The 24767-nt window shown below is 52.3% G+C and carries 23 protein-coding genes and 3 pseudogenes; 9 read left to right on the plus strand and 17 right to left on the minus strand.

The window, feature by feature from the left end:
• Window positions 1–25: 25 nt before the first annotated feature.
• The 4 genes from phnL (at window position 26) to ACM5QY_RS01950 (ending at window position 3269) form a co-directional block, all read left to right on the plus strand.
• A complete protein-coding gene (gene phnL, locus ACM5QY_RS01935) occupies window positions 26–733 on the plus strand; it encodes a phosphonate C-P lyase system protein PhnL (RefSeq protein ID WP_416119012.1) in 708 nt (235 codons plus the stop codon).
• Window positions 730–1866 (plus strand): alpha-D-ribose 1-methylphosphonate 5-triphosphate diphosphatase, encoded by a 1137-nt coding sequence (gene phnM, locus ACM5QY_RS01940; protein WP_416119013.1) that lies wholly within the window; start codon window positions 730–732, stop codon window positions 1864–1866. Before phnL ends, phnM begins: the two co-directional genes overlap by 4 nt.
• Window positions 1867–2046: 180 nt before the next feature.
• Window positions 2047–2622, plus strand: a complete 576-nt coding sequence (gene phnN, locus ACM5QY_RS01945; RefSeq protein WP_416119014.1) for a ribose 1,5-bisphosphokinase — start codon at window positions 2047–2049, stop codon at window positions 2620–2622.
• Between the two features lie 8 nt (window positions 2623–2630).
• Complete coding sequence (locus ACM5QY_RS01950; protein WP_416119015.1) at window positions 2631–3269, plus strand: DapH/DapD/GlmU-related protein; 639 nt, start codon at window positions 2631–2633, stop codon at window positions 3267–3269.
• 84 nt (window positions 3270–3353) lie between these two features.
• Here the strand turns inward: ACM5QY_RS01950 and ACM5QY_RS01955 are convergent.
• A pseudogene (locus ACM5QY_RS01955) lies at window positions 3354–3994 on the minus strand (Rossmann-fold NAD(P)-binding domain-containing protein).
• A gap of 99 nt (window positions 3995–4093) precedes the next feature.
• Window positions 4094–4546 (minus strand): YhbP family protein, encoded by a 453-nt coding sequence (locus tag ACM5QY_RS01960; RefSeq protein WP_416119016.1) that lies wholly within the window; start codon window positions 4544–4546, stop codon window positions 4094–4096.
• Between the two features lie 113 nt (window positions 4547–4659).
• Here ACM5QY_RS01960 and ACM5QY_RS01965 point away from each other — a divergent pair, with 113 nt between their 5' ends.
• Complete coding sequence (locus ACM5QY_RS01965) at window positions 4660–4974, plus strand: GIY-YIG nuclease family protein (RefSeq protein ID WP_416119017.1); 315 nt, start codon at window positions 4660–4662, stop codon at window positions 4972–4974.
• A gap of 27 nt (window positions 4975–5001) precedes the next feature.
• Here the strand turns inward: ACM5QY_RS01965 and ACM5QY_RS01970 are convergent, their stop codons facing one another.
• Both ACM5QY_RS01970 and ubiT read right to left on the minus strand, forming a co-directional pair.
• Entirely contained in the window at window positions 5002–5505 is a 504-nt protein-coding gene (locus ACM5QY_RS01970) for a GNAT family N-acetyltransferase (RefSeq protein WP_416119018.1), read from the minus strand.
• Window positions 5499–6020, minus strand: coding sequence for a ubiquinone anaerobic biosynthesis accessory factor UbiT (gene ubiT / locus ACM5QY_RS01975; RefSeq protein ID WP_416119019.1), 522 nt, complete (start codon window positions 6018–6020; stop codon window positions 5499–5501). Before ubiT ends, ACM5QY_RS01970 begins: the two co-directional genes overlap by 7 nt.
• Before the next feature lie 314 nt (window positions 6021–6334).
• Here ubiT and ubiU point away from each other — a divergent pair, with 314 nt between their 5' ends.
• A complete protein-coding gene (gene ubiU, locus ACM5QY_RS01980) occupies window positions 6335–7330 on the plus strand; it encodes a ubiquinone anaerobic biosynthesis protein UbiU (RefSeq protein ID WP_416119020.1) in 996 nt (331 codons plus the stop codon).
• A gap of 14 nt (window positions 7331–7344) precedes the next feature.
• Entirely contained in the window at window positions 7345–8223 is an 879-nt protein-coding gene (locus tag ACM5QY_RS01985) for a U32 family peptidase (protein ID WP_416119021.1), read from the plus strand.
• A 173-nt stretch (window positions 8224–8396) separates the two neighbouring features.
• Here ACM5QY_RS01985 and ACM5QY_RS01990 read toward each other — a convergent pair whose 3' ends face one another.
• From ACM5QY_RS01990 to ACM5QY_RS02000, 3 genes are all read right to left on the minus strand, one after another.
• Window positions 8397–8651 (minus strand): hypothetical protein, encoded by a 255-nt coding sequence (locus ACM5QY_RS01990; protein ID WP_416119022.1) that lies wholly within the window; start codon window positions 8649–8651, stop codon window positions 8397–8399.
• 410 nt (window positions 8652–9061) lie between these two features.
• A complete protein-coding gene (locus tag ACM5QY_RS01995) occupies window positions 9062–9310 on the minus strand; it encodes an HNH endonuclease (protein WP_416122801.1) in 249 nt (82 codons plus the stop codon).
• 44 nt (window positions 9311–9354) lie between these two features.
• Complete coding sequence (locus ACM5QY_RS02000) at window positions 9355–9789, minus strand: hypothetical protein (RefSeq protein ID WP_416119023.1); 435 nt, start codon at window positions 9787–9789, stop codon at window positions 9355–9357.
• Between the two features lie 262 nt (window positions 9790–10051).
• Here ACM5QY_RS02000 and ACM5QY_RS02005 point away from each other — a divergent pair.
• Together ACM5QY_RS02005 and ACM5QY_RS02010 are read left to right on the plus strand one after the other, a co-directional pair.
• Window positions 10052–11076, plus strand: a pseudogene (locus ACM5QY_RS02005) (luciferase-like monooxygenase).
• 131 nt (window positions 11077–11207) lie between these two features.
• Window positions 11208–12533 (plus strand): annotated as a pseudogene (locus tag ACM5QY_RS02010) (IS4 family transposase).
• 66 nt (window positions 12534–12599) lie between these two features.
• On the opposite strand, the gene ACM5QY_RS02015 reads toward ACM5QY_RS02010, so the two are convergent.
• The 10 genes from ACM5QY_RS02015 to rimP all read right to left on the minus strand — a co-directional run bounded on the left by ACM5QY_RS02015 (window position 12600) and on the right by rimP (window position 24684).
• Window positions 12600–14555 carry a DEAD/DEAH family ATP-dependent RNA helicase gene (locus ACM5QY_RS02015; RefSeq protein ID WP_416119024.1) on the minus strand — a complete coding sequence of 652 codons (1956 nt, stop codon included), beginning with the start codon at window positions 14553–14555 and terminating at the stop codon, window positions 12600–12602.
• The gene (yrbN, locus tag ACM5QY_RS02020) at window positions 14545–14625 is read right to left on the minus strand and encodes a protein YrbN (RefSeq protein ID WP_096335046.1); all 81 of its coding nucleotides are present in this window, start codon (window positions 14623–14625) and stop codon (window positions 14545–14547) included. The genes ACM5QY_RS02015 and yrbN overlap by 11 nt, the downstream gene beginning before the upstream one ends.
• 115 nt (window positions 14626–14740) lie before the next feature.
• Window positions 14741–15625 carry a lipoprotein NlpI gene (gene nlpI / locus ACM5QY_RS02025; RefSeq protein ID WP_416119025.1) on the minus strand — a complete coding sequence of 295 codons (885 nt, stop codon included), beginning with the start codon at window positions 15623–15625 and terminating at the stop codon, window positions 14741–14743.
• Window positions 15626–15755: 130 nt separating this feature from the next.
• Window positions 15756–17879: a polyribonucleotide nucleotidyltransferase gene (gene pnp, locus ACM5QY_RS02030; protein WP_416119026.1), complete on the minus strand. Its 2124-nt coding sequence runs from the start codon at window positions 17877–17879 to the stop codon at window positions 15756–15758.
• Window positions 17880–18152: 273 nt separating this feature from the next.
• Entirely contained in the window at window positions 18153–18422 is a 270-nt protein-coding gene (gene rpsO / locus ACM5QY_RS02035) for a 30S ribosomal protein S15 (protein ID WP_014333706.1), read from the minus strand.
• A gap of 122 nt (window positions 18423–18544) precedes the next feature.
• Window positions 18545–19489, minus strand: coding sequence for a tRNA pseudouridine(55) synthase TruB (gene truB, locus ACM5QY_RS02040; RefSeq protein ID WP_416119027.1), 945 nt, complete (start codon window positions 19487–19489; stop codon window positions 18545–18547).
• Window positions 19489–19902: a 30S ribosome-binding factor RbfA gene (gene rbfA / locus ACM5QY_RS02045; protein WP_014333704.1), complete on the minus strand. Its 414-nt coding sequence runs from the start codon at window positions 19900–19902 to the stop codon at window positions 19489–19491. The genes truB and rbfA overlap by 1 nt, the downstream gene beginning before the upstream one ends.
• Window positions 19903–19981: 79 nt before the next feature.
• A complete protein-coding gene (infB, locus tag ACM5QY_RS02050; RefSeq protein ID WP_416119028.1) occupies window positions 19982–22675 on the minus strand; it encodes a translation initiation factor IF-2 in 2694 nt (897 codons plus the stop codon).
• 24 nt (window positions 22676–22699) lie between these two features.
• Window positions 22700–24208: a transcription termination factor NusA gene (nusA, locus tag ACM5QY_RS02055; protein ID WP_416119029.1), complete on the minus strand. Its 1509-nt coding sequence runs from the start codon at window positions 24206–24208 to the stop codon at window positions 22700–22702.
• A gap of 23 nt (window positions 24209–24231) precedes the next feature.
• Window positions 24232–24684 (minus strand): ribosome maturation factor RimP, encoded by a 453-nt coding sequence (rimP, locus tag ACM5QY_RS02060; RefSeq protein WP_157825410.1) that lies wholly within the window; start codon window positions 24682–24684, stop codon window positions 24232–24234.
• Window positions 24685–24767: the final 83 nt, after the last annotated feature.

The following is a 24767-nucleotide window of genomic DNA, read 5'->3' on the forward strand; positions in this document are numbered from 1 at the left end:
TTATTCCAGAGAAAGAGTGACCAAAATGACGACGAAGCTCAGGGTCGAAAATCTCAGTAAAACGTTTGTGTTACACAACCAGCACGGCGTGCGGTTGCCGGTGTTCAGCAACGCCAGTCTCGACGTGAAAGCCGGAGAATGCGTGGTGCTGCACGGCCATTCCGGCAGCGGAAAATCCACGTTACTGCGCTCGCTGTACGGTAATTATCTGCCGGACAGCGGCAAAATCTGGGTCGAACATCAGGGCCAGCAAATCGATATGGTCAGCGCCGAAGCGCGCGAAATTCTGTCCGTGCGCCGCCATACCGTCGGCTGGGTCAGCCAGTTTCTGCGCGTGATCCCACGTATCAGCGCGCTGAATCTGGTGATGCAACCGCTGCTGGAACTGGGCGTGGATAAAGCACAAAGCGAAGCCCGCGCCAGCGCATTGCTGCGCCATCTGAATGTGCCGGAACGTCTGTGGCATCTCGCGCCATCAACATTCTCGGGCGGCGAACAGCAGCGCGTGAATATCGCACGCGGCTTCGTGGTCGATTATCCGGTGCTGCTGCTCGATGAACCGACCGCCTCGCTGGACGCCACTAACCGCGCCGCCGTCGTCACGCTGATTGAGCAGGCAAAAGCGCGCGGAGCCGCCGTGGTCGGGATTTTCCATGACGCCGATGTCCGTGAACGCGTCGCCGATCGCCTGTATGAAATGAGCCCAGAAACTGCCCCGGAGATGTCCGCATGATCATCAACAACGTCAAACTGGTTCTCGACGATCAGGTCGTCGCAGGCTCGCTGGAGATGCACAACGGCATCATTACGGCTTTTGCCGACACACGCAGCCAGTTACCGCAGGCGCTGGACGCTCAGGGCGGCTGGCTGCTGCCGGGGTTAATCGAGCTGCACACTGATAATCTGGATAAGTTTTTCACGCCGCGCCCGAAAGTGGACTGGCCTGCGCATTCCGCCATGAGCAGCCACGATGCGCTGATGGTGGCGAGCGGGATCACCACGGTGCTGGACGCCGTGGCCGTGGGCGATGTGCGCGACGGCGGGCACCGTCTGGAGAATCTGCAAAAGATGATCGACGCCATCGTCAACAGCCAGAACGCCGGGCTGAACCGCGCCGAACACCGTCTGCATCTGCGCTGCGAACTGCCGCACGACACCACGTTGCCGCTGTTTGAGAAGCTGATGGATACGTCCGTTCTGTCACTGGTGTCACTGATGGATCACTCGCCGGGCCAGCGCCAGTTCGCCACGCCACAGAAATACCGCGAGTATTATCAGGGCAAATATCACATGAACGACGAGCAGATGGACGCGTATCAGGAAGAGCAAATCGCCCTGTCGCGCCGCTGGGCACAGCCAAACCGCGAGGCGATTGCCGCCCATTGTCGCGAGCGAAATATTTCGCTGGCCAGCCACGATGACGCCACGGCGGCGCACGTCGAGGAGTCTCTGGCGCTCGGCAGCGTGATTGCAGAATTCCCGACCACCGAAGAAGCGGCACGCGCCTCGCACGCCAGCGGGCTGGCGGTACTGATGGGCGCGCCGAATATCGTGCGCGGCGGCTCGCATTCCGGCAACGTGGCGGCGCATAAACTGGCATCACTGGGCCTGCTGGATATTTTGTCCTCCGACTATTATCCCGCCAGCCTGATGGACGCTGTTTTCCGCATCGCCAATGATGAAACGAATGCCTTCAGTTTGCCGCAGGCTGTGAAGCTGGTGACGCGAAATCCGGCCAATGCACTGGGCTTGCAGGATCGCGGTGAAATTGCCGAAGGCAAACGCGCCGATCTGGTTCTGGCACGTGCGCATGGCGAACATCACTATGTGCAAAACGTCTGGCGTCAGGGCATTCAGGTGTTTTAGGGCATGAGAGTCTTGCTCAGCAACCATGCTGAAAGCCTTTATTTTTCTGCTCCTCCCCCTGCGAAGGGGGAGGCCGGGAGGGGGTTTAGCAAACAACCCGGATGCTATTAAAACCCCACCCCAACCCTCCCCTTCGCAGGGGAGGGAGCTGATCAAGTTCTTACTCAGTAAGGAGACAAAATGAGTCGTTTACTTTATCTGATGGGCGCTTCAGGTTCGGGAAAGGACAGTCTTCTGGACGCGCTGCGCCAGCATTTACCGGCGGACGTCACCGTGGCGCATCGCTACATTACGCGCCCCGCTGATGCCGGTTCTGAGAATCATATTGCGCTGAGCGATGCCGAATTTATTCAGCGCCGCCAGCACGGACTCTTTGCGCTGGAATGGCACGCACATCAGTGCCGGTACGGCGTGGGGATTGAAATTGACACCTGGATGCAGCTCGGTTGTCACGTGGTGGTCAACGGTTCGCGGGCGCATCTGGAGAAAGCGCAACAGCGTTACGGCCAGCGGCTGGTGCCGGTGTGTTTGCAGGTTTCAGACGAAGTACTGGCTGAGCGTTTGCTGCGGCGCGGACGTGAAGACGCCGGGCAAATTGCCTGTCGTCTGGAACGTGCCAGAGCGTATGACAGCGCGCTGCCCGCCAGTTGCCACCGGCTCAATAACGACGGTGCGTTGCAGGATACGTTACGGCATTTAGTGGCCATTCTGTCGCTGCCGGTCAGCGCACCGTTTTATTCCGTCACTTCATCATGAGCGAGATTATGACAGACATCATTTCCCCGTTTTCTTTAGCGGACGAACAGGATTATGCACGTCCGAAAATCGGTCAGCAGGTCGAACTGAACCGCTCGCAGCTCGGGCAATATGTGCATATTGCCGACAACGCGATCATCGAAGAAACGCAGATCGGCGATTATTCGTATACGGCGGGCAACAATCAGATCTTCTACGCGACCCTCGGCAAGTTTGTATCGATCGCCACCTACGTGCGGATCAATCCGGGTAATCACCCGACGTATCAGCGCGTTGCGCAGCATCATTTCACCTACCGCAGCTCGGTTTACGGGCTGGGTGAAGACGATCAGGATTTCTTCGACTGGCGTCGTGCACATCACGTCACCGTCGGCAACGACGTGTGGATCGGCCATAACGCCGTGATCATGCCGGGCGTCAGCGTCGGGAACGGTGCGGTGATCGGGACGTCCGCCGTGGTGACCAAAGATGTTGAGCCGTATTCCATCGTGGCGGGCGTGGCCGCGAAAAAGATCGGCATGCGTTTTGAAGATTCAATGATCGAAAAGATCGAGAACAGCCAGTGGTGGAACTGGGATCATGAGACGCTGAAAGAAAGGATGCCAAATTTTCGAAATCTGGACGTGTTTGCGGAGAAATATCTGTAAGGATCGGCACGATCCTTGCGGGGCAAAATTCGCGTTTTTTGCTGATACCTTATCATAAGGATCACGGTCAGCAGAGAACGCGGATTAAAGTTCTTCAATACTGGCGGCGATTTGGTCAGATTCCAGCACGGTCACGCCGCCCAGTCCTGCGTTAAACGCCTGTTCCTGCAAGGCTTTGGCGACAACGTCCGAATCGATGGCTTTCCATTTTCCCGGCAGCAGTTTAAACAGCGGCGCGCTGAGTTGTTCGAGCAGGCGCGGTGGATGGCGTTTTCCCACCAGCAGCGACGGCCTGACCAGCGTCAGCAGCGTCCAGCCCTGATGCATCAGCGCCTGTTCCATTTCCCCTTTCGTCCGGTTATAGAGAAATCGTGAATGCGCATCCGCGCCGTTGGCACTGACCGCCAGACAATGGCGCGCACCGAGTTTCTTTGCGGCTTTGGCGCAATCCACCACCAGATCATAATCCACGGCGCGAAACGCTTCCGCACTGCCCGCCTGTTTACGCGTGGTGCCGAGACAGCAAAACAGCAGGTCGATCGGCTCATCCAGCGCGACCACCAAAGACGTGAGATTCGCTCCGAGCGGATTAATCAGTTTATTGCCCGGCGGCAGCGGGCGTCGGCTCGGCGCAACAATCCGGCTGACGCGCGGATCCAGTTGCAACAGACGCAAAAGCTCACGCCCGACCAGACCACTTCCCCCAGAAGAAGAACTTTTGCCATATCACTTCCTTATAAAAAACGGCTTTTACACAGTGTATTAGACACAGATATTTTTTAGTGTTACCTGATTGTAAAATACACGCTATCAGACAGTTCCTGTTACTCCGGCTTATCAGAAAGTACGCGCTCCCATATCAGCTTTTTCCCGAATCCCAGCGCGTTATCCGTCATCTTGATGCTGTTAAGCTTCAGCGCCCAGACCGGCGCTTTCATGGCAATCGCCACCGGGAAATGTTGGCAGTAAAGACGGCGCGCATGGTTCTCTTCTTCACCGGTCAGGATCATCGCCTCACCGCGATACTGAATGCCTTTAATCAGCGCAATGGTCTTCGGATGCGGCGCGATCGTGCCCACGACGGGCGGCGATTTCGCCATCAGCGTGCCGTGCAGCGTTTTCAGTTCTGTCATGAAATACAAAGACATGTTTTCGGCATCGGTGACGTAAAAACAGTTGGCGCTCCACATTTCGCCGTCGGCGGCGGCACACAGCGCCAGCACATGATTTTTGGTCAGGAATTTGAGAATGTGTTTCAGGTCGTCGGGGTTATTCATCAGAAGATCCTTGTCGTCTTTGCAGCAGTGTACCGTGACACACCGATGTTTTACGTCATTCTGCGGTGCGGTTCAGGTAAACTTACGCAAACTTTTCCTCACGCGATGCATCTATGTCCACTTCTTCCGGCTGGTTTTTATACATGTTGAGAACGCCCACCGGCATGCTTTATACCGGTATAACGACCGACGTGGCGCGGCGTCTTGGCCAGCATCAGTCGGGCAAAGGGGCGAAAGCATTACGCGGAAAAGGCGAGCTGGCGCTGGTGTTTCACAGTCCGGCGGGCGACCGTTCTCTGGCTTCCAGGCTGGAAATCCGGGTTAAAAAGCTGAGTAAGGTGCAGAAGGAAGTGCTGGTGAAAGACGCGCCGGAATGTCTGGTGCATTATCTCGGGATGGAGGAACGCGGGCGTCAGGAAGAAAGCTAACGGGCCTGATGTCAGACCCGTTAAAAATCAGAGCCGGTCAAACGGCGGGGAGAATTCCACCTGCCCGCTGGCGTCGCTGAGCGCATCGTCGGACAAGGTAAAGAGCTGGAATGCCGCCTCAGTGTCCGGCCAGCGGCACTGTAAATCATGAGCCGCCGCCGGTTTAAAACCAAAACGCCCGTAATACGCCGGATCGCCCAGTACCACGACGGCGGCGTAACCAAATTCATTCAGGGAATCGAGCCCTTCATACACCAGCTTTTCACCCAGGCCCTGACGGCGCAAAGGCTCATCAACTGCCAGCGGTGCCAGCGCGACCCAGTTGCGATCTTCGCCCTGAATATCGACCGGGCTGAAGGCGACATAACCGACCACGCCGCCTTCGTCATCGGTGGCGACAACGCCCAGCGTCAGCAGGCCGTCTTCGCGCAGTTGCTGCACCAGATCGGCTTCAGCACCGCCGGGAAAGGCGCGGCGCAACAGGCGGTCAATGCCCGCCGCATCTACCGGAATTTCAGTACGGATTAGCATGGTTCAGCTACCGGAGCTTTCGGCTCGCGGTCCTCTTGCAGTCCCGCTTCGACGAAATCGGCCAGGCGCAGCAGACCCTTTTTCAGCAGCAGCGGCATAGTATCAAGATCGATAGAATCCATCAGATTCTTCACGTACAGACCGAGTTCCGTGTCACCTTCAATGCGCAGACGACGCTGGAAGAACAGCGTATCCGGATCTTCTTTCCGCGCAGCAATCAAAATCAGGTCATTCGCGCTGCCACTGAAGCTGACATCCGCGTCGCCTTTTTCGGCGACAATCAGTTTGCCTTCGTCCACTGACATCAGCCAGCTCAGGCTGAGATCGCTGACATCAATTTTCAGCCATCGGCCTTCGAGGAAATCCAGTTCGCCATCGGCCAGTGCCTGACGAAGCTGCCCGCTCAGTACCTGTTGCAAGACCTGACGCTGCAGCGCAAAAGGCGTGAATTTCAAAGGCACACTTAACAGGGAGGGTCCCTGACGAACCAAACGTGCACGTAGTTTTTGCAACACTGGCACTACTCCTTTCGGTAACTTTTTCGGCAATTTTCTGGCAACTCTTTGTACTATTTTGCCACATCGCCGGTAACGTTCAGCGGTCTACATCAATAAATACTGCAACAGAAAAACCTCCTGTACAACCTCCCCGACGGTTGCAACCCCTTCAACACCCCAGAAACTGCCTCAAATCAAAATATTGCATCTATAGCTTCTCTAAAATAGTTCGCCAATCAAAGCCCTGACTGATGAATGAATAACGTCGGCAACTGGCTTTTCATCACCCACAACCCTTTCGCCACGGCGTGCGGTTGCAGTAAGGAACGAGAATGGAGCTACTTTGCCCGGCAGGGAATTTACCTGCGCTAAAAGCGGCCATCGATAACGGCGCTGATGCGGTTTATATCGGCCTGAAAGATGACACCAACGCACGCCACTTTGCAGGCCTGAACTTTACGGAGAAGAAATTGCAGGAGGCGGCAAATTACGTTCACCACCACCGCCGTAAGCTGCATATCGCCATCAATACGTTTGCCCACCCTGACGGCTATCAGCGCTGGGAACGCGCCGTGGATATGGCCGCGCAGCTCGGCGCCGATGCGCTGATCCTCGCCGATATCGCCATGCTGGATTACGCCGCCACGAAGTATCCTCACGTCGAGCGCCACGTCTCCGTTCAGGCTTCCGCCACCAATGACGAAGCGATCCGTTTCTACAAAAACAATTTTGACGTCGCCCGTGTGGTGCTGCCGCGCGTGCTTTCGATGCATCAGGTGCGCCAGTTATCGCGCACCACCGTCGTGCCGCTGGAAGTGTTCGCGTTCGGCAGCCTGTGCATTATGGCCGAAGGACGCTGCTATCTGTCTTCCTATCTCACCGGCGAATCGCCCAATACCGTGGGTGCCTGTTCTCCGGCACGCTTTGTCCGCTGGCAGCAAACCGCGCAAGGCATGGAATCGCGTCTCAATGACGTGCTGATTGACCGCTATGACGAAGGCGAAAACGCCGGTTATCCGACGCTGTGTAAAGGCCGGTATCTGGTGGATGGCGCGAAATACCACGCGCTGGAAGAGCCGACCAGCCTGAATACGCTGGAATTACTGCCGGAGCTGTTCGCCGCCAATATTGCCTCGGTAAAAATCGAAGGGCGTCAGCGCAGCCCGGCGTATGTCAGCCAGGTGGCGCGTGTGTGGCGCATGGCCATCGACCGCTGCATGGCTGATCCGCAAAACTACAAAACCGACGAAGCCTGGATGAATGCGCTGGGCGCGATGTCTGAGGGTACGCAAACGACGCTCGGTGCCTATCACCGTAAATGGCAGTAATTAAAGAGATCATCATGAAATATTCATTAGGAGCCATCCTTTATTACTGGCCGAAAGCGCAGGTAGAAGATTTTTATCAGACGGCGGCAAACAGCAGCGCCGACATCATTTATCTCGGCGAAAATGTGTGCACCAAACGGCGCGAAATGAAGGTCAATGACTGGATGGATGTCGCCCGTGAACTGGCGTCAGCCGGAAAACAGGTGGTGATTTCCACGCTGGCATTGTTGCAGGCACCGTCCGAGCTGAATGAGCTGAAACGCTACGTCGAGAACGGTGAGTTCCTGCTGGAAACCAACGATTTTGGCGCGGTCAATATGGCGTCAGACCGGAAGCTGCCGTTTGTCGTCGGCCACGCGCTGAACTGCTACAACGCCGTCACGCTGAAACTGCTGCAAAAACAAGGCATGGTGCGCTGGTGTATGCCGGTTGAGCTGTCCCGCGACTGGCTGGTGAACCTGCTGAATCAGTGTCAGGAATTGGGCATCCGCGATAAGTTCGAAGTGGAAGTGCTTTCTTACGGGCATTTACCGCTGGCCTATTCCGCCCGCTGTTTCACAGCACGTTCTGAAAACCGCGCGAAAGACGAATGCGAAACCTGCTGCATCCGTTATCCGCAGGGTCGGAAAGTGTTGTCGCAGGAAAATCAGCAGGTGTTTATTCTCAACGGCATCCAGACGCAAAGCGGCTATTGCTACAATCTCGGCAATGAACTGACGTCGATGCAGGGGCTGGTCGATATCGTGCGATTGTCGCCGGAAACGCACGAGACGCTTTCCACTCTCGAGGAATTCCGCGCCAATGAACGGGGTTTGCATCCGTTGACGCTGACCGACAAAGCGGACTGTAACGGTTACTGGCAGCGGATTGCCGGGCTGGAACTGCGTCGCTAACCGCCAAAGTGACACCATGAAAAAGGGATATGACTTTGCGGTAATATCCCTTTTTGATCAGGCGCCTTTTCGTCGTGGCCTGAACATTGCCCGCAGGCGCACACCGTCACGCAACATCCCGACGGCGATGCTTACAAATATGCCGGGGTGGGAAAATATTCTAATTACAGGCTCTACAAGATAGTGAAGAAGTTTTTATTATCATCGGCATAAATTATCTGGTCTAATACATCTGCTTTGTTTGTTATTGCTATAATTATGTACCTATCATCTTTTCCATTCAAATTCTTAACATTAACTGTATACACGTCTCCTGTATTTTCATCGGTTATATCATATGGCACTGTTTTGCCTTTAGAATTTATTGAGTCTTTAACTATTTTATTCAATTCGTTTTGAGCTAAATTCTTTACATCATAACTATTCATGTCCAGTCCTTTCGCTAATTATATTTTTGGATTCCAATATAGATTATCGGCACGGACAAGAAAAAATTTAGCACTCTCACTTCAAACCAGCAAAAAATCTTCATGAGCAAACACCTTTAAGATCATAGAGTGTGATCCTTTCTGGTGAATCCAACGCCCTCTTGCAATAAAGGGCTCTTTCTTCATCGATACAGAAACCTATAACTCCACCTGTATTTCCTACTTAAAGCAGCCCTGTTGAAAATTAATTTTAAATACCCACTCCAAACATCGGTAACATCTTGATGATTAATTATTTCCTATTTAGCCACTCTTTTCTTATCCCGATTACTTTTTCCCTGTTTAATAACCCTTCGCCTTTTAAAAAAACTTTAATAAATAACGACGTTATGCATGTATAATTATCACTGTTAACCATAATTGTTAGTCAATTTAGACCTTAACGTCTCAATACTCAGCACTTTACTCCCGCGATGTACCATTGCATGGCAGTTTGGACAAAGTGGAACCATTTCTGTAACGGGATTTACAACGTAATTTTCACCAACTGCGTGCAGCGGTTTAATATGATGAACATGAATAAAGCCCTTACCGTGCTCACCATAAACCTTCTCAAAGTCAAAGCCACAGCATTTACAGGTCGTGCCGTGATGGTCAATACAAGCTTGCCTTGCCCTTGGATCGCGCTCGTATGAATTAACTGTTACTTGCTTCTTAGCCCCTCGGCGTAGTTCTCAGGCGCAGGAATTTCGTCAGGGAATGGATTGGGAAGATAGTCTGCATACCAGACAACCCCCTCTTTTCTTAAGTACCGTTTATTTAGCTTACGCTCAAAGTCCTTAATTACAGCGATTTCTGGATTGTCTGGATGTTCTGAAAATACCATATTGAAGGTGTAAAGTTCGTAGCCTTCGTGAATGAATTTTATATGTTCAATTGCCTGAGTATAACCTGGTTGTTTCTTCTGTTCTGAGTTCTTATGCCAACGCTCGCGAAGGATTACTGACCTCTCCTGTTCGCTTTCAACGTCCCAGGCCCCAAAAATCACGATTCGCTTTTCATGGTTCACAAATGACCAACTCCAGGTCCAGTTACTGCAAGTAGCCCCATGTGACTGGATAAATTGTTTTCTGTTCATCTCATCTCCCTCTGAAGTGCTTCTTTGTACATACAAAATACCCTATTGATCCAGTCTATTATGCAGTGCTGAGTTCATTATCTGACCGTTACAATTACCTTAAATTATAGTTTAAGTGATTCCAATCCAATTTAAGCATGTTTAAACGGAAATTAAGGGCACAAATGCCGTATTCAATAAGCACGCAATGGGTAATACTCGGTTTAATTATGAGCGGGATGCCCCCTTTCCCCTCCTCTTCATCAACGAGTGAGCCGTGATTATGTCTGATAAAAACACCGTTCCCCTTTCCGTGCTTGACCTGGCACCCGTCCCACAAGGTGCTGATCCGGCAAAGGCTTTTCAATGTTCTCTGAGTCTGGCGCAAAATGCCGAGAAATGGGGCTATCAGCGTTACTGGATGGCAGAACACCACAACATGACCGGCATCGCGAGTGCGGCGACGTCCGTTTTGCTGGGCTATATTGCGGGCGGGACGAAAACGATCCGCGTGGGTTCCGGGGGGTGATGCTGCCAAACCACTCGCCGCTGGTGATTGCAGAGCAATTCGGGACTCTGGCAACGTTGTATCCGAACCGTGTCGATCTTGGCCTTGGCCGCGCGCCGGGAACCGATCAGCGCACGATGATTGCGCTGCGCCGCCATCTCTCCGGGGAAATCGATAATTTCCCGCAGGATGTTCAGGAATTACAAATGTATTTCGGCGATGTTCAGCCGCAACAACCCGTTCAGGCGGTTCCGGGTCAGGGTCTGCATGTGCCGATCTGGCTGCTGGGTTCCAGCCTGTACAGCGCTCAGCTTGCCGCTGCACTGGGCCTGCCGTTTGCCTTCGCATCGCACTTTGCACCGGATATGTTGTATCAGGCGCTGGCGATTTACCGCAGCAAATTCCAGCCCTCCGCGCAGCTTGATAAACCGTATGCGATGGTATGTATCAATGCGATTGCCGCAGATACCGACGAACAAGCGCAACGGATGTTTACGTCCAATCAGCAGCAGTTCATCAATTTACGACGTGGCGTGCCGGGGAAATTACCGGCACCGGTCGATAACATCGAAAGCTTGTGGTCGGCGTCAGAACGCTTTGGCGTGGATAATGCGCTGCGGATGTCTGTCGTCGGCAATAAAGCGTCGATCCGTCAGGGTTTGCAGTCCATTCTGCGTGAAACCGAAGCCGATGAGCTGATGATTAACGGGCAGATTTTTGATCATGAAGCACGTCTGCGTTCATTCGAAATCGTCTCTCAGTTACAGGGCGATTTGGTGAAAGCACAGCGCATCGGATAAACATTGCGGTAAATGACAGACGAAAAAAAACCAGCCCGTTAAAAGGCTAATGCCGATCAGTTAAGGATCAGTTGAACGATCCAGTGGCTGTGTAAAAATCCAGAAACGTTCTTCGTTTCTGGATTTTTTTTATGCGCATTGCTCAGGCTCTTGAGCTCGTTTCCTGCTACGACTCTACCCGTAACCCTCTGACTTCTCTCGGTGATGTTCTGGATCCCGACCTTGTCTCCCGCTGTCTGGCCGAGTCAGGTTCCGTCACGCTGCGTAAACGCCGTCTCCCGTTGGAAATGATGGTCTGGTGCATCATTGGCATGGCGCTCGAACGCGAAGAACCCCTCCACCAAATCGTGAACCGTCTGGATATTATGCTCCCCGGCAACCGGCCCTTCGTTGCCCCAAGCGCCGTTATCCAGGCCCGCCAGCGCCTGGGAAGTGATGCCGTTCGCCGCGTGTTTACCCAAACGGCACAGGTGTGGCACAACTCCGTCACCCATCCACACTGGTGTGGTCTGACATTACTGGCGGTGGACGGTGTCGTCTGGCGAACCCAGGATACACCAGAAAATGATGTGGCTTTCCCGCGACAGACCTATGCCGGGCAACCGGGGCTTTATCCGCAGGTGAAAATGGTCTGCCAGATGGAACTGACCAGCCACCTGCTTACGGCTGCCGCCTTCGGTACGATGAAAGAAAGCGAATATACGCTGGCAGAAAAACTGATAGAACAAACAGGCGATAACACACTGACTTTACTCGATAAAGGTTATTATTCTCTGGGGCTGCTGAATGCCTGGCATCAGGCGGGAGAGAGCCGTCACTGGATGATCCCGTTGAAAAAAGGAGCGCAGTACGAAGAGGTGCGAAAACTCGGTAAAGGCGATCATCTGATAAGGATGAAAACCAGTCCTCAGGCCCGGAAAAAGTGGCCTGATCTGGGGGAGGAAATGACGGCTCGCCTTCTGACGTTTACCCGTAAAGGCAAAGTCTGCCATCTGCTGACCTCAATGACAGATGCCATGCGGTACCCGGGGGGGAAATGGCCGATCTCTACGGCCACCGTTGGGAAATCGAACTGGGTTATCGTGAAATTAAGCAGACGATGTTACTGAGTCGGTTAACGCTGAGAAGTAAAAAACCAGAACTTGTCGAGCAGGAGTTATGGGGGTATTACTAGCCTATAATCTTGTTCGTTATCAGATGATTAAGATGTCTAAAACCCTAAAGGGTTACTGGCCGAATCAGCTAAGCTTCTCAGACTCGTGCAGTCTGGTGATGAGGATGTTAATGACGCTTCAGGGCGCATCTCCGGGCCGGATCCCGAACTGTTGCGTAATCTGGAGAGTATGGCGCAGATGGTGAAGCTGCCGATAAGAAGAGAAAGGGCCTTTCCGAGAGTGGTGAAGGAAAGACCCCGGAAGTATCCAAAAGCACAGGAAAAAAGCCAGTCAGTTGCTTAACTGACTGGCATTACCCGTTAAAAGGCTGGTTTTTTATTATCTGAAGTTCAGCGAACTGAAGTCAGATTATGCGTCGGTAGTACGACGTGGTGCGCGGCTTGGCGGACGACGTTCGCCGGCTGCTGAAGCACCTTCACGACGTTCACCGCTGAAAGAACGTGGAGCACCGTTACCGCGGCCACCTTCACGACGTTCGCCATTGAACGGACGCGGAGCACCAGTACCACGACGCTCACCGCCAGCACCAGCCGGACGGTCACGACGCGGAGCTTGTGGCTGCGCATCACCGATCAACTGCATGTTCATCGGTTTGTTCAGGATGCGGGTACGGGTAAAGTGAGACAGAATCTCGCCCGGCATACCTTTTGGCAATTCGATAGTGGAGTGCGTACCGAACAGTTTGATGTTACCGATATAACGGCTGCTGATATCACCTTCGTTAGCGATAGCGCCAACGATATGACGAACTTCAACGCCATCATCGCGACCCACTTCGATACGATACAGTTCCATATCGCCAGCTTCACGACGTTCACGACGTGGGCTATCGCCATCACGCGCTGGACGGTCACCATCACGTGCCGGACGATCGCTGTTACTGCGAACCGGACGGTCACGACGATCGCCACGGTCGCCACGATCACCGCGGTCACCACGATCTTCGAATTCACGACGTGGTGGACGGCTTTTGAAGACCGGATCCGCTGCAACGATCAGAGGACGTTCGCCCTGTGCCATTTTCAGCAATGCCGCAGCCAGCGTTTCGATGTCCAGCTCTTCTGCAGGTTGCAGTTTCGCCAGCAGACCGCGGTACTGATCCAGATCGCTGCTTTCCAGTTGTTGCTGAACTTTTGCTGCAAACTTCGCCAGACGACGTTCGCCCAGAACGTCTGCAGTAGGGATTTCAACTTCTGGAATGGTCAGCTTCATTGTACGTTCAATGTTGCGCAGCAGACGACGTTCGCGGTTCTCAACGAACAGCAATGCACGGCCTGCACGCCCTGCACGGCCAGTACGGCCAATACGGTGAACGTAAGATTCTGAGTCCATCGGGATGTCGTAGTTAACAACCAGGCTGATACGTTCTACGTCGAGACCACGTGCTGCCACGTCGGTTGCGATCAGAATGTCCAGACGGCCATCTTTCAGACGTTCCAGAGTCTGCTCACGCAGGGCCTGGTTCATGTCACCGTTCAGTGCAGCGCTGTTATAGCCACTACGTTCCAGTGCTTCTGCCACTTCCAGCGTTGCGTTTTTGGTACGAACGAAGATGATCGCCGCATCAAAATCTTCAGCTTCAAGGAAACGAACCAGCGCTTCGTTTTTACGCAGACCGTATACAGACCAGTAGCTCTGGCTGATGTCCGGACGGGTCGTCACGCTTGACTGGATACGCACTTCCTGCGGATCTTTCATGAAGCGACGGGTAATGCGACGGATAGCTTCTGGCATGGTGGCAGAGAACAACGCGGTCTGATGGTCAGCCGGGATCTGCGCCATGATAGTTTCGACGTCTTCGATGAAGCCCATACGCAGCATTTCATCGGCTTCGTCCAGCACCAAACCTTTCAGATTAGAGAGGTTCAGGGTGCCGCGTTTCAGGTGGTCCAGCAGACGGCCCGGGGTACCTACAACAACTTGTGGACCCTGACGCAGTGCGCGCAGCTGAACGTCATAGCGCTGGCCGCCGTAAAGGGCAACCACATTTACGCCATGCATATGTTTGGAGAAATCAGTCATTGCTTCAGCAACCTGAACCGCCAGTTCGCGGGTCGGTGCCAGAACAAGAATTTGTGGTGCTTTCAGTGAAGCATCGATGTTGTGCAGCAGCGGTAAAGAAAACGCTGCCGTTTTACCGGAACCGGTCTGAGCCATACCCAGAACGTCGCGGCCATTTAACAGGTGAGGAATACACTCAGCCTGGATTGGTGATGGTTTTTCGTAGCCCAAATCAGTCAGGGCAGAAATGATCGGAGCAGACAGCCCCAGGTCAGCAAAAGAGGTTTCAAGCTCAGTAGTCATGTACACGTGCCTCATTAATAATGGCAGCCAGTCTACATAACTCGTCGAGAAAATTTTCAGTCATTTTCATTGAAAAGTGTGAACCGGCTCAAATTAGATTATAAAACGAACAAAACAACCCTCGCCCGTTAAGGCGCTTAAAAATGGTAAATACCATGATTAAAAAGGCTGATTGGTGTCGTCAGCTATTGCTGGTCCGATTCTGATAGGTCGTCTTGCTCATGGCCCAAAAGCGCCAATTCCAACAATGCATAGCGGTGCTCAACGAAGTTGTGAACGTTGTTAGCTACCGTCAGTTTGAACAGTGCCGCGGCGCTGTTCTTGTCCCCCAGACTTAGGTAATGCTTACCTAAATAGAAGTCAGTTTCACTGAGATGCTCAGCGAGCGAAGTGTTATCCGTTGCTTCTGCCCTGAGGCGTTCCATCAGCGTAGCTTCGCTGATCTTGCCCAGGTAGAATTCGACGATATTCCATCCCCATTGCCCTCTGTCCGCTTTGTCATAACGCTGTTGAAGCGCTACTTCGGCATCCTTCGGATTGATTTCTCGCTCCGCAAGGTAAAGCCATAACGAACGGAAGGGATCATTTGGATCGTCTCGATAAAACGCCTGCAGATCATCCTGCGCTAACGAGAATCGGCCACCGTAATACAGGGCGATACCTCGGTTCAAACGCGCGTAGTTGTAAGTTGGATCAAGCTCTAGTACAGAATCAAACGCTTCATAGGCAGCATCGAAATTGCCTGCCTGCGTTAGGTAAATCCCCAGGTAGTTAAAAACTTCTGGCATATCAGGACGAATAGACAGCGCTTGTGAAAAATCATTTCGCGCCAGTGCTCTTAGCCCGAGACTATCATACAGCACACCGCGCTCATATAATAGCTGTGCTCTCTCATCATCAGTCAATGACCGGCTGGCAAGAATTTGTTCCATGCGTGCCAGAATGACTTCCTGCTGCAACGTCGGCTGCAACGGAATCGCCAGAACTTCATTTTTACGCCAATCATGGTTGCTGCATCCTGCCAACATAAGTGCTGTCGCAACATAACACCAGCGCAAGAAAGGCTTCATTTCTACTCCCGGAGACAAACATTGGATGAACGTCCTGTCATCCGCTTGCTTAACACAAACGCTTCCTTACGTTCGTGAGACGAACAGCTCCCGTCCACGTGGAAAGGAGCTGTAAAACTTCTGTTACAGATTATTCTGCTGAAGGTTGCTCAGTTGTTTCTTCCTGAGTCGGTGCCGTCGCTTCTTTGATGCTCAGACGCACGCGACCCTGACGGTCAACTTCCAGAACTTTAACCGGTACTTCCTGGCCCATCTGCAGATAATCAGTCACTTTCTCAACGCGCTTATCAGCGATTTGAGAGATGTGAACCAGACCTTCTTTACCGCCACCGATGGCAATAAACGCACCAAAGTCTACGATACGGGTCACTTTACCCTGATAGATACGACCGACTTCGATTTCAGCAGTGATCTCTTCGATACGGCGGATAGCGAATTTCGCTTTTTCGCCGTCGGTTGCTGCGATTTTCACAGTACCGTCATCTTCGATTTCGATAGTCGTGCCAGTTTCTTCAGTCAGAGCACGGATCACAGAACCACCTTTACCGATCACGTCCTTGATTTTGTCCGGACTGATCTTGATGGTATGGATACGTGGAGCAAACTGAGAGATATCGCCACGTGGGGTGCTGATAGCCTGTTCCATTACGCCCAGGATGTGCAGACGCGCACCCTTAGCCTGGTTCAGAGCCACCTGCATGATTTCGCGGGTGATACCTTCGATTTTAATGTCCATCTGCAGCGCGGTGATACCGTCGCGGCTACCGGCCACTTTGAAGTCCATGTCGCCCAGGTGATCTTCGTCACCCAGAATGTCGGACAGAACGACAAAGCTTTCGCCTTCTTTAACCAGACCCATTGCGATACCCGCAACAGCGGCTTTAATCGGCACGCCTGCATCCATCAGGGCCAGAGAAGCACCACAAACAGAAGCCATTGAAGATGAACCGTTAGATTCGGTGATTTCAGAAACCACACGTACGGTGTACGGGAAGTCTTCTGGTTTTGGCATCATCGCCAGCACGCCACGTTTAGCAAGACGGCCATGGCCAATCTCACGACGTTTTGGCGAACCAACCATACCTGTTTCACCCACAGAGTACGGAGGGAAGTTGTAGTGGAACAGGAAGCTATCCGTCTTCTCGCCCATCAGCTCATCCAGGTTCTGCGCATCACGTGCAGTACCCAGAGTTGCGGTAACCAGTGCCTGAGTTTCACCACGGGTGAACAGAGCAGAACCATGGGTACGTGGCAGAACGCCAGTGCGCACGTCCAGGCCGCGGATCATGTCTTTTTCACGGCCATCGATACGCGGTTCGCCACGCAGAACACGGCTACGAACAACGTTCTTCTCGATGCTGCCCAGGATGTCAGAAATTTCGCCAGCATCCAGAGAGTCATCTTCAGCTTTCAGAGCCTGAACAACGTCAGCTTTGATCACGTTGATCTGAGCGTAACGATCTTGTTTGTCAGTGATCAGGTACGCATCACCCAGACGGGATTCAGACAGCGCAGCAACGCGAGCTTGCAGCTCAGCGTTAACCACTTCAGGCAGCCATTCCCATTTTGGTTTGCCTGCTTCAGCAACCAGTGAGTTAATGTTGTCGATAACGATTTGTTGTTGTTCGTGACCGAATACAACCGCGCCCAACATCTGATCTTCGCTCAGCACTTCAGCTTCAGATTCAACCATCAGAACAGCACCCTGAGTACCCGCAACAACCAGATCCAGACGGCTGGTTTTCAGCTCATCGGCAGTTGGGTTCAGAACGTACTGATCATTGATGTAACCTACGCGAGCTGCACCGATTGGGCCGCTGAATGGAATACCAGACAAGCTCAGGGCAGCAGACGCACCGATCAACGCAACGATATCCGGGTTAACTTGTGGGTTCAGGGAAACCACAGTCGCGATAACCTGAACTTCATTCAGGAAACCTTCCGGGAACAGAGGACGGATCGGACGGTCAATCAGACGGGAAGTCAGTGTTTCGCCTTCGCTTGGACGGCCTTCACGACGGAAGAAGCTACCCGGGATACGACCAGCAGCGTAAGTACGCTCCTGATAGTTAACCGTCAGCGGGAAGAAACTCTGACCTGGTTTCGCTTTTTTCTGGCCAACAACGGTAACGAATACCGCAGTGTCGTCCATGCTAACCATAACTGCTGCAGTGGCCTGACGAGCCATCATGCCGGTTTCCAGCGTAACGGTGTGCTGGCCGTATTGGAATTTACGAATAGTCGGATTAAGCAATGTAATATCCTTGTTTGTGGCGCGCAGCTGTTATGACAGCAGTTCACACCGATAAATATCCGAGCTTCTCACTACATTCTCGCGACTAATGACAATCCTTATTGGCCTGACGTTGTGGCAATAAAGTCTCTCATTAGCCGCGCGAAAACATCTGTAACGGAAGTTCATGTTCTTGGAACAGCAGTAGAAACAGCAGCCATACAGTAACCTGATTTGGCTATGCTTCCTAGAATAAAGGGGCCTATTGGCCCCTTTACACTGAAACTCGCTTGATTAGCGACGCAGACCCAGACGTTCGATCAGGCTGGTATAACGTGCTACATCTTTACGCTTCAGGTAGTCCAGCAGTTTACGACGCTGAGAAACCATACGCAGCAGACCACGACGGCTGTGGTGATCTTTTTTGTGCTCTGCAAAGTGACCTTGCAGATGGTTAATTTGAGCAGTCAGCAGAGCAACCTGAACTTCGGTAGAACCACTGTCGTTAGTGCCACGACCGAAGTCGGAAACGATTTGAGCTTTAGCTTCAACGCTTAGAGACATAATCTTACTCCAAAATATTATAGATAATTAAACGGGAGCCGATCTCTAATTCAGCTACCCAATGCATAAGCTGCGCTATTCTACCCTTTGCTATATATGATCGCAAGGTGAGCAGAAAGCGCTTAATCCGTGTATTCGACGACTAAACGACGCGGCGCAATGCGGCCATCATCATCTATTTCGCCCACACCGATAAACTTACGTTCTTCGCCTTCGGTGATGCGAACCATACCACTTGTGGGCGCACCCGATGCCTGAACAGGTTGACCCTGTTTCACATATCCGGCGACCACTGGCAACAGATTCACTTCCGGGAAGTCTTCACATGCGCTGTCCATCGGTAACAACAACGGATCCAGCAAAAGACGCGGCTCGATGCCCTGCTCTTCTGCCTGAGCAATCAATTCATGGAGTTTTTCCATGGTGACCATACGCTCAGAAGGATAGGTTGCGACCTGCAAACGACGCAAATAAGTTACATGCGCACCACTCCCCAACTTTTCGCCGAGATCGTCAACAATTGTGCGGATGTAAGTGCCTTTTGAGCAGTGAATTTCCAGCTCAACTTCAAAACCTTCCCAGCGGATGAACGTCAGTTCATACACTGTGATGCTGCGCGATTCACGCGGAACTTCAATCCCCTGGCGTGCGTACTCATAAAGCTTCTTCCCTTCGTATTTCAATGCGGAATACATCGAAGGAATCTGCTGGGTTTCCCCGCGAAAGCTGTCGAGTGCATCGTCCAGTTGCTGCTGACTGAAGGTCACTTCACGTTCGGAAATGAGGGTGCCTTCTGCGTCAGACGTGTCCGTGCGCTGTCCCATACGGGCGATAACGCGATAACGCTTATCGGAATCCAGCAGGAACCGGGAAAATTTGGTGGCTTCACCTAAGCACAGCGGCAACATGCCAGTGGCCAGTGGGTCGAGCGCACCGGTATGCCCTGCGCGGTTAGCGTTGTAAAGACGTTTAACTTTTTGCAGAGCATCGTTGGAAGACAAGCCAATTGATTTGTCCAGTAGCAGAACGCCGTGTATGTCACGGCCGCGGCGACGTGGGCGACTCATTATGCTTCCTCGTCATCGCCTGCAGCTGAACGGCGTTCAGCATCGTTCTTAACAACGTTGGTTACCAGGTTCGACATGCGCATACCTTCAACCAAAGAGTTGTCATAAGCGAAAGTCAGTTCCGGAACGACACGCAAACGCATCGCTTTACCGATCAGCGTACGGATAAAACCGGATGCGTCCTGCAAAGCTTTGATGCCATTTTTGACACGGTCAGGATCGTGATTGTCAGTGGTCAGAACGTCCAGGAAGGTCACGAACACTTTGGCATAAGCCAGGTCACGTGAAACTTCAACGCCTGAAACTGTCGCCATTCCTACGCGCGGGTCTTTGACTTCGCGCTGTAAAATGATAGCGATTTCTTTTTGCATCTCCTGAGAGACGCGCTGGGTACGGCTAAATTCTTTTGCCATGATGCTTTTTTCCTCACTTGATCCAGACGAATAAGGGGGCGCAAGGCCCCCCATCTGGATATCAGCTACTTCGCAAACGTTAAGCGATAGTACGTTTGATTTCGATGATTTCGAAGACTTCGATCACATCGCCAGCACGCACATCGTTATAGTTCTTAACGCCGATACCACATTCCATGCCGTTACGAACTTCAGCAACGTCATCTTTGAAGCGACGCAGGGATTCCAGTTCGCCTTCGTAGATCACCACGTTATCACGCAGTACACGGATTGGGTTGTTACGCTTGATCATACCCTCAGTAACCATACAACCTGCAATTGCGCCGAATTTAGGTGACTTGAACACGTCACGAACTTCAGCCAGGCCGATGATTTGCTGTTTATATTCTGGCGCCAACATACCGCTCATTGCCTGTTTAACTTCGTCAATCAGGTTATAGATAACGGAATAGTAACGCAGATCCAGGCTTTCGCTTTCAACAACACGGCGAGCAGAAGCATCTGCACGGACGTTGAAGCCCAGGATGATCGCACGGGAAGCGGCTGCAAGCGTTGCATCAGTTTCGGTGATACCACCAACGCCCATACCCACGATTTTCACTTTCACTTCGTCGGTAGACAAGCTTTGCAAGGCATCAGAAATCGCTTCGCAAGAACCCTGTACGTCAGATTTCAGAACGATGTTCAGTTCAGAAACTTCACCTTCTGTCATGTTCGCAAACATGTTTTCCAGTTTAGATTTCTGCTGACGAGCCAGTTTAACTTCGCGGAATTTACCCTGACGGTAAAGCGCAACTTCACGGGCTTTTTTCTCATCACGTACAACAGTGACTTCATCACCCGCAGCAGGAACGCTGGACAGACCCAACACTTCCACCGGGATAGATGGACCCGCAGACAGAATGTCACGGCCCATCTCATCACGCATTGCACGAACGCGGCCGTATTCGAAGCCACACAGAATGATATCGCCTTTGTTCAGCGTACCTTCCTGAACCAGAACGGTTGCTACCGGGCCGCGACCTTTATCCAGGAAGGATTCGATCACAACACCACTCGCCATACCGGTACGAACGGCTTTAAGTTCGAGAACTTCAGCTTGCAGCAAGATAGCTTGCAGCAGGTCGTCGATACCCGTACCGACTTTCGCCGATACATGGATGAACTGAGACTCACCGCCCCACTCTTCTGGCATAACGCCATACTGAGAAAGTTCAGTACGAACGCGATCCGGATCAGAGTCTGGCTTATCAATTTTGTTGACCGCAACAACGATTGGCACACCAGCGGCTTTCGCATGCTGAACAGCTTCAATCGTTTGTGGCATCACGCCATCATCTGCAGAAACAACCAGAACCACGATGTCCGTTGCCTTAGCACCACGAGCACGCATTGATGTAAATGCGGCGTGTCCCGGAGTATCCAGGAAGGTGATCATGCCGTTTTCAGTTTCAACGTGATAAGCACCGATGTGCTGAGTAATACCACCAGCTTCGCCCGCAGCAACTTTCGTTGAGCGAATGTAGTCAAGCAGGGAAGTTTTACCGTGGTCAACGTGACCCATGATGGTCACTACCGGAGCGCGTGGCTCAGCGGCAGCGGATGCGCCCGTATCACGGTCGCTCATCAGCGCTTCTTCCAGTTCGTTTTCACGACGCAGGATAACTTTGTGGCCCATTTCTTCCGCAACCAGCTGAGCAGTTTCCTGATCGATAACCTGGTTGATGGTGGCCATGGCGCCCAGTTTCATCATCGTTTTGATGACCTGAGAACCTTTAACTGCCATTTTGTTTGCCAGTTCGGCAACGGTAATGGTTTCACCCACTACAACGTCACGGTTCACTGCAGCAACGGGCTTGTTGAAGCTCTGTTGCAGCGTGCTTGGCTTACGTTTGCCTTTACCATTACGGCCAACGGCACGCGCTTCTTCGCGATCAGCTTTAGATTCAGACAGTTTATTGCCTTTCTTCTGCTTGGTCGCTTTACCACCGCGGGTACGACTGCGACGTTCGCCTTCAACTTTGGCGTCGTTCTCGTCTTCAGCCGCACGGGCATGGGTAGAAGTGGTGACATGATAGTCAGCAGATTCTGATTCGCTGGGTGCGACAGTTTCAGTCCAGACACCAGAATCGGCCATTTTACGGGCTTCTTCTGCAATGCGCTTGGCGTTTTCTTCAAGCTTACGCTGGGCTTCTTCTTCCGTTTTGCGTTTCAGCTCTGCGGCTTCAGCTTCACGGCGTGCTTTCTCTGCCTGAGCTGGTTTGGTTACTTCGTCGGTATGTTGATTCGTCACTTTATCTTTTTCCGCTGCATCACGTTTAGCTTTATCAGCGGCCTCACGTTTAGCTTGCTCTTCGGCGGCGCGTTTGGCTTTTTCCTGAGCTTCGCGCTGGGCTTGCTCTGCTGCTACACGCTGTGCCTGTTCTTCCGCGTCACGCTTCGCCTGCTCTTCCGCTTCGGCCTGGGCAATTTCTGCCTCGGTCATATCACGTTTAACATAAGTGCGTTTCTTGCGGACCTCGATTTGCACCGATTTACTCTTCCCGCCGGTGCTCGGAATATTCAGTGTACTACGCGTTTTGCGTTGTAACGTCAGTTTGTTTGTCGCACCGGCGTTTCCACCATTCAGATGCGCCAACAATGTTTCTTTTTCTTGCTGGGTCACAGAGTCAGCTTCGGACTTCGAGATCCCTGCATCAGCAAATTGCTGTACCAGGCGATCTACCGGGGTCTGAATCTCTGCCGCCAGCGATTTTACAGTTACATCTGTCATGCTGTTCCTTCCTGCTACAGTTTATTACGCGTTGTCGCCAAACCAGCAGATATTGCGCGCAGCCATGATAAGTTCACCAGCCCGCTCGTCAGTAAGACCCTCAATATCAGCCAGATCGTCGACACCCTGCTCGGCAAGATCTTCCAGCGTACAAACCCCTAGGGCAGCCAGTTTAAATGCCATGCTACGTTCCAGACCCGCCAGGTTCAGCAGATCATCAGCAGGCTTTTTATCACCGAGACTTTCTTCCTGGGCTAAAGCAATGGTGGTCAGCGCTTCTTTTGCACGTTCGCGCAGCGCGTCCACGGTGTCTTCATCCAGGCCGTCGATTTCAAGCAGTTCTTTGGCTGGTACGTAAGCCAGTTCTTCAAGCGTAGAGAAACCTTCTTCTACCAGGACCGTGGCAAAATCTTCATCAATGGCCAGGTATTTCGTGAAGGTAGCAATCGCAGCGTGTGCCTCAGCCTGATGTTTGGCTTGCAGGTCGTCTGCTGTCATCACGTTCAGTTCCCACTTGTCATCACTACGATGCTGTTTCAACAATTGGGAGGCCAAACGCACGTTCTGACCATTACGGCCGATCGCCTGTGCCAGGTTGCTGGCTTCAACGGCGATATCCATGGTGCATTTATCTTCATCAACAACGATGGAGGCGACGTCTGCCGGCGCCATAGCGTTGATCACGAATTGCGCAGGATTGTCATCCCAAAGGATGATATCAATGCGTTCACCGCCCAGTTCACTGGATACGGCCTGAACGCGTGCGCCACGCATACCGACACAGGCACCTACCGGGTCGATACGTTTATCGTTAGTTTTCACCGCGATTTTTGCACGGGAACCCGGATCACGGGCTGCCGCTTTAATCTCAATCAGCTCTTCGCCGATTTCTGGTACTTCGATGCGGAACAGTTCGATCAGCATTTCGTTACGTGAACGGCTGACGAACAGCTGAGCACCACGCGCTTCCGGGCGAACATCATACAGCACGCCACGAATACGGTCGCCAGAGCGGAAGTTTTCACGCGGAAGCATGTCTTCACGCAGGATAACGGCTTCAGCGTTGCTGCCTAAATCCAGTGCGATGCTGTCGCGGTTAACTTTTTTAACGACACCAGTGACGATCTCGCCCTGCTGTTCGCGGAATTGCTCAACCACCATCGCACGTTCTGCTTCACGTACTTTTTGTACGATAACTTGTTTAGCAGTCTGCGTGGTGATGCGGTCGAAAGTGACCGACTCAATTTGGTCTTCGAGGTATCCGCCAAGTTCAATAGACGGATCTTCGTATTGTGCAGCCTCGAGAGTGATCTCGCGGGTTGGCTGAGTCACTTCGTGGACTGCAACCCAACGACGGAAGGTATCAAAGTCACCGGTTTTGCGGTCAATGCTGACGCGGACTTCGATTTCCTGTTCGTATTTTTTCTTGGTCGCTGTTGATAATGCAATTTCCAGCGCTTCAAAAATCTTCTCGCGCGGGAGGGATTTTTCATTAGAAACTGCTTCTACAACAGCCAGAATCTCTTTGTTCATCCTAGTTGCCTCTTCCAAACTCTTCAAAAGTGGGGTACCAGGTTCGCTTTCTGGATGTTGCTCAGTGCGAACACTTCATCTTTCCCTTCCACTGTCACCGTGATCATTTCGCCTTCGACAGCTTTGATAATGCCCTGCCATTTGCGACGGTTCTGCACAGCCATTCGCAGGACAATGCTGACTTCGTCACCGAGGAAACGTTGATAATGTTCAGCGGTGAACATAGGACGATCAAGGCCTGGAGAGGAAACTTCCAGGTTATAGGCGACGGTGACTGGATCTTCTACGTCCAGCACAGCGCTCACCTGGTGGCTGACATCAGCACAATCATCAACATTGATCCCGGCGTCACTATCAATATAGATGCGCAACGTCGATTGGCGAGCCCGAACGAACTCGATGCCCACCAGCTCAAAGCCAAGTGCCTCGACTGGTGCTGAAATCAGCTCTGTTAATTTTTGTTCTAATGTGGACAAGCCCACCCCCAAGACATAAAAAAAGGGCTAAATAGCCCAGTGATTCTGTTGCCAAATAACAAAAAACCCCGATAAATCGGGGC

This window comes from Rahnella sp. PCH160 (assembly GCF_047784855.1).
GTDB lineage: Bacteria > Pseudomonadota > Gammaproteobacteria > Enterobacterales > Enterobacteriaceae > Rahnella.

Bases quoted from the DNA above. Each gene is read 5' to 3' on its own strand.
- nusA (WP_416119029.1), bottom strand. From the start codon at position 24,208: ATGAACAAAGAGATTCTGGCTGTTGTAGAAGCAGTTTCTAATGAAAAA.
- rbfA (WP_014333704.1), bottom strand. From the start codon at position 19,902: ATGGCAAAAGAATTTAGCCGTACCCAGCGCGTCTCTCAGGAGATGCAA.
- phnM (WP_416119013.1), top strand. From the start codon at position 730: ATGATCATCAACAACGTCAAACTGGTTCTCGACGATCAGGTCGTCGCA.
- infB (WP_416119028.1), bottom strand. From the start codon at position 22,675: ATGACAGATGTAACTGTAAAATCGCTGGCGGCAGAGATTCAGACCCCG.
- rpsO (WP_014333706.1), bottom strand. From the start codon at position 18,422: ATGTCTCTAAGCGTTGAAGCTAAAGCTCAAATCGTTTCCGACTTCGGT.
- ACM5QY_RS02015 (WP_416119024.1), bottom strand. From the start codon at position 14,555: ATGACTACTGAGCTTGAAACCTCTTTTGCTGACCTGGGGCTGTCTGCT.
- phnL (WP_416119012.1), top strand. From the start codon at position 26: ATGACGACGAAGCTCAGGGTCGAAAATCTCAGTAAAACGTTTGTGTTA.
- ACM5QY_RS01985 (WP_416119021.1), top strand. From the start codon at position 7,345: ATGAAATATTCATTAGGAGCCATCCTTTATTACTGGCCGAAAGCGCAG.
- phnN (WP_416119014.1), top strand. From the start codon at position 2,047: ATGAGTCGTTTACTTTATCTGATGGGCGCTTCAGGTTCGGGAAAGGAC.
- nlpI (WP_416119025.1), bottom strand. From the start codon at position 15,625: ATGAAGCCTTTCTTGCGCTGGTGTTATGTTGCGACAGCACTTATGTTG.
- ACM5QY_RS01950 (WP_416119015.1), top strand. From the start codon at position 2,631: ATGACAGACATCATTTCCCCGTTTTCTTTAGCGGACGAACAGGATTAT.
- truB (WP_416119027.1), bottom strand. From the start codon at position 19,489: ATGAGTCGCCCACGTCGCCGCGGCCGTGACATACACGGCGTTCTGCTA.
- ACM5QY_RS02000 (WP_416119023.1), bottom strand. From the start codon at position 9,789: ATGAACAGAAAACAATTTATCCAGTCACATGGGGCTACTTGCAGTAAC.
- ACM5QY_RS01990 (WP_416119022.1), bottom strand. From the start codon at position 8,651: ATGAATAGTTATGATGTAAAGAATTTAGCTCAAAACGAATTGAATAAA.
- ubiU (WP_416119020.1), top strand. From the start codon at position 6,335: ATGGAGCTACTTTGCCCGGCAGGGAATTTACCTGCGCTAAAAGCGGCC.
- ACM5QY_RS01960 (WP_416119016.1), bottom strand. From the start codon at position 4,546: ATGAATAACCCCGACGACCTGAAACACATTCTCAAATTCCTGACCAAA.
- ACM5QY_RS01970 (WP_416119018.1), bottom strand. From the start codon at position 5,505: ATGCTAATCCGTACTGAAATTCCGGTAGATGCGGCGGGCATTGACCGC.
- ACM5QY_RS01965 (WP_416119017.1), top strand. From the start codon at position 4,660: ATGTCCACTTCTTCCGGCTGGTTTTTATACATGTTGAGAACGCCCACC.
- yrbN (WP_096335046.1), bottom strand. From the start codon at position 14,625: ATGAAAATGACTGAAAATTTTCTCGACGAGTTATGTAGACTGGCTGCC.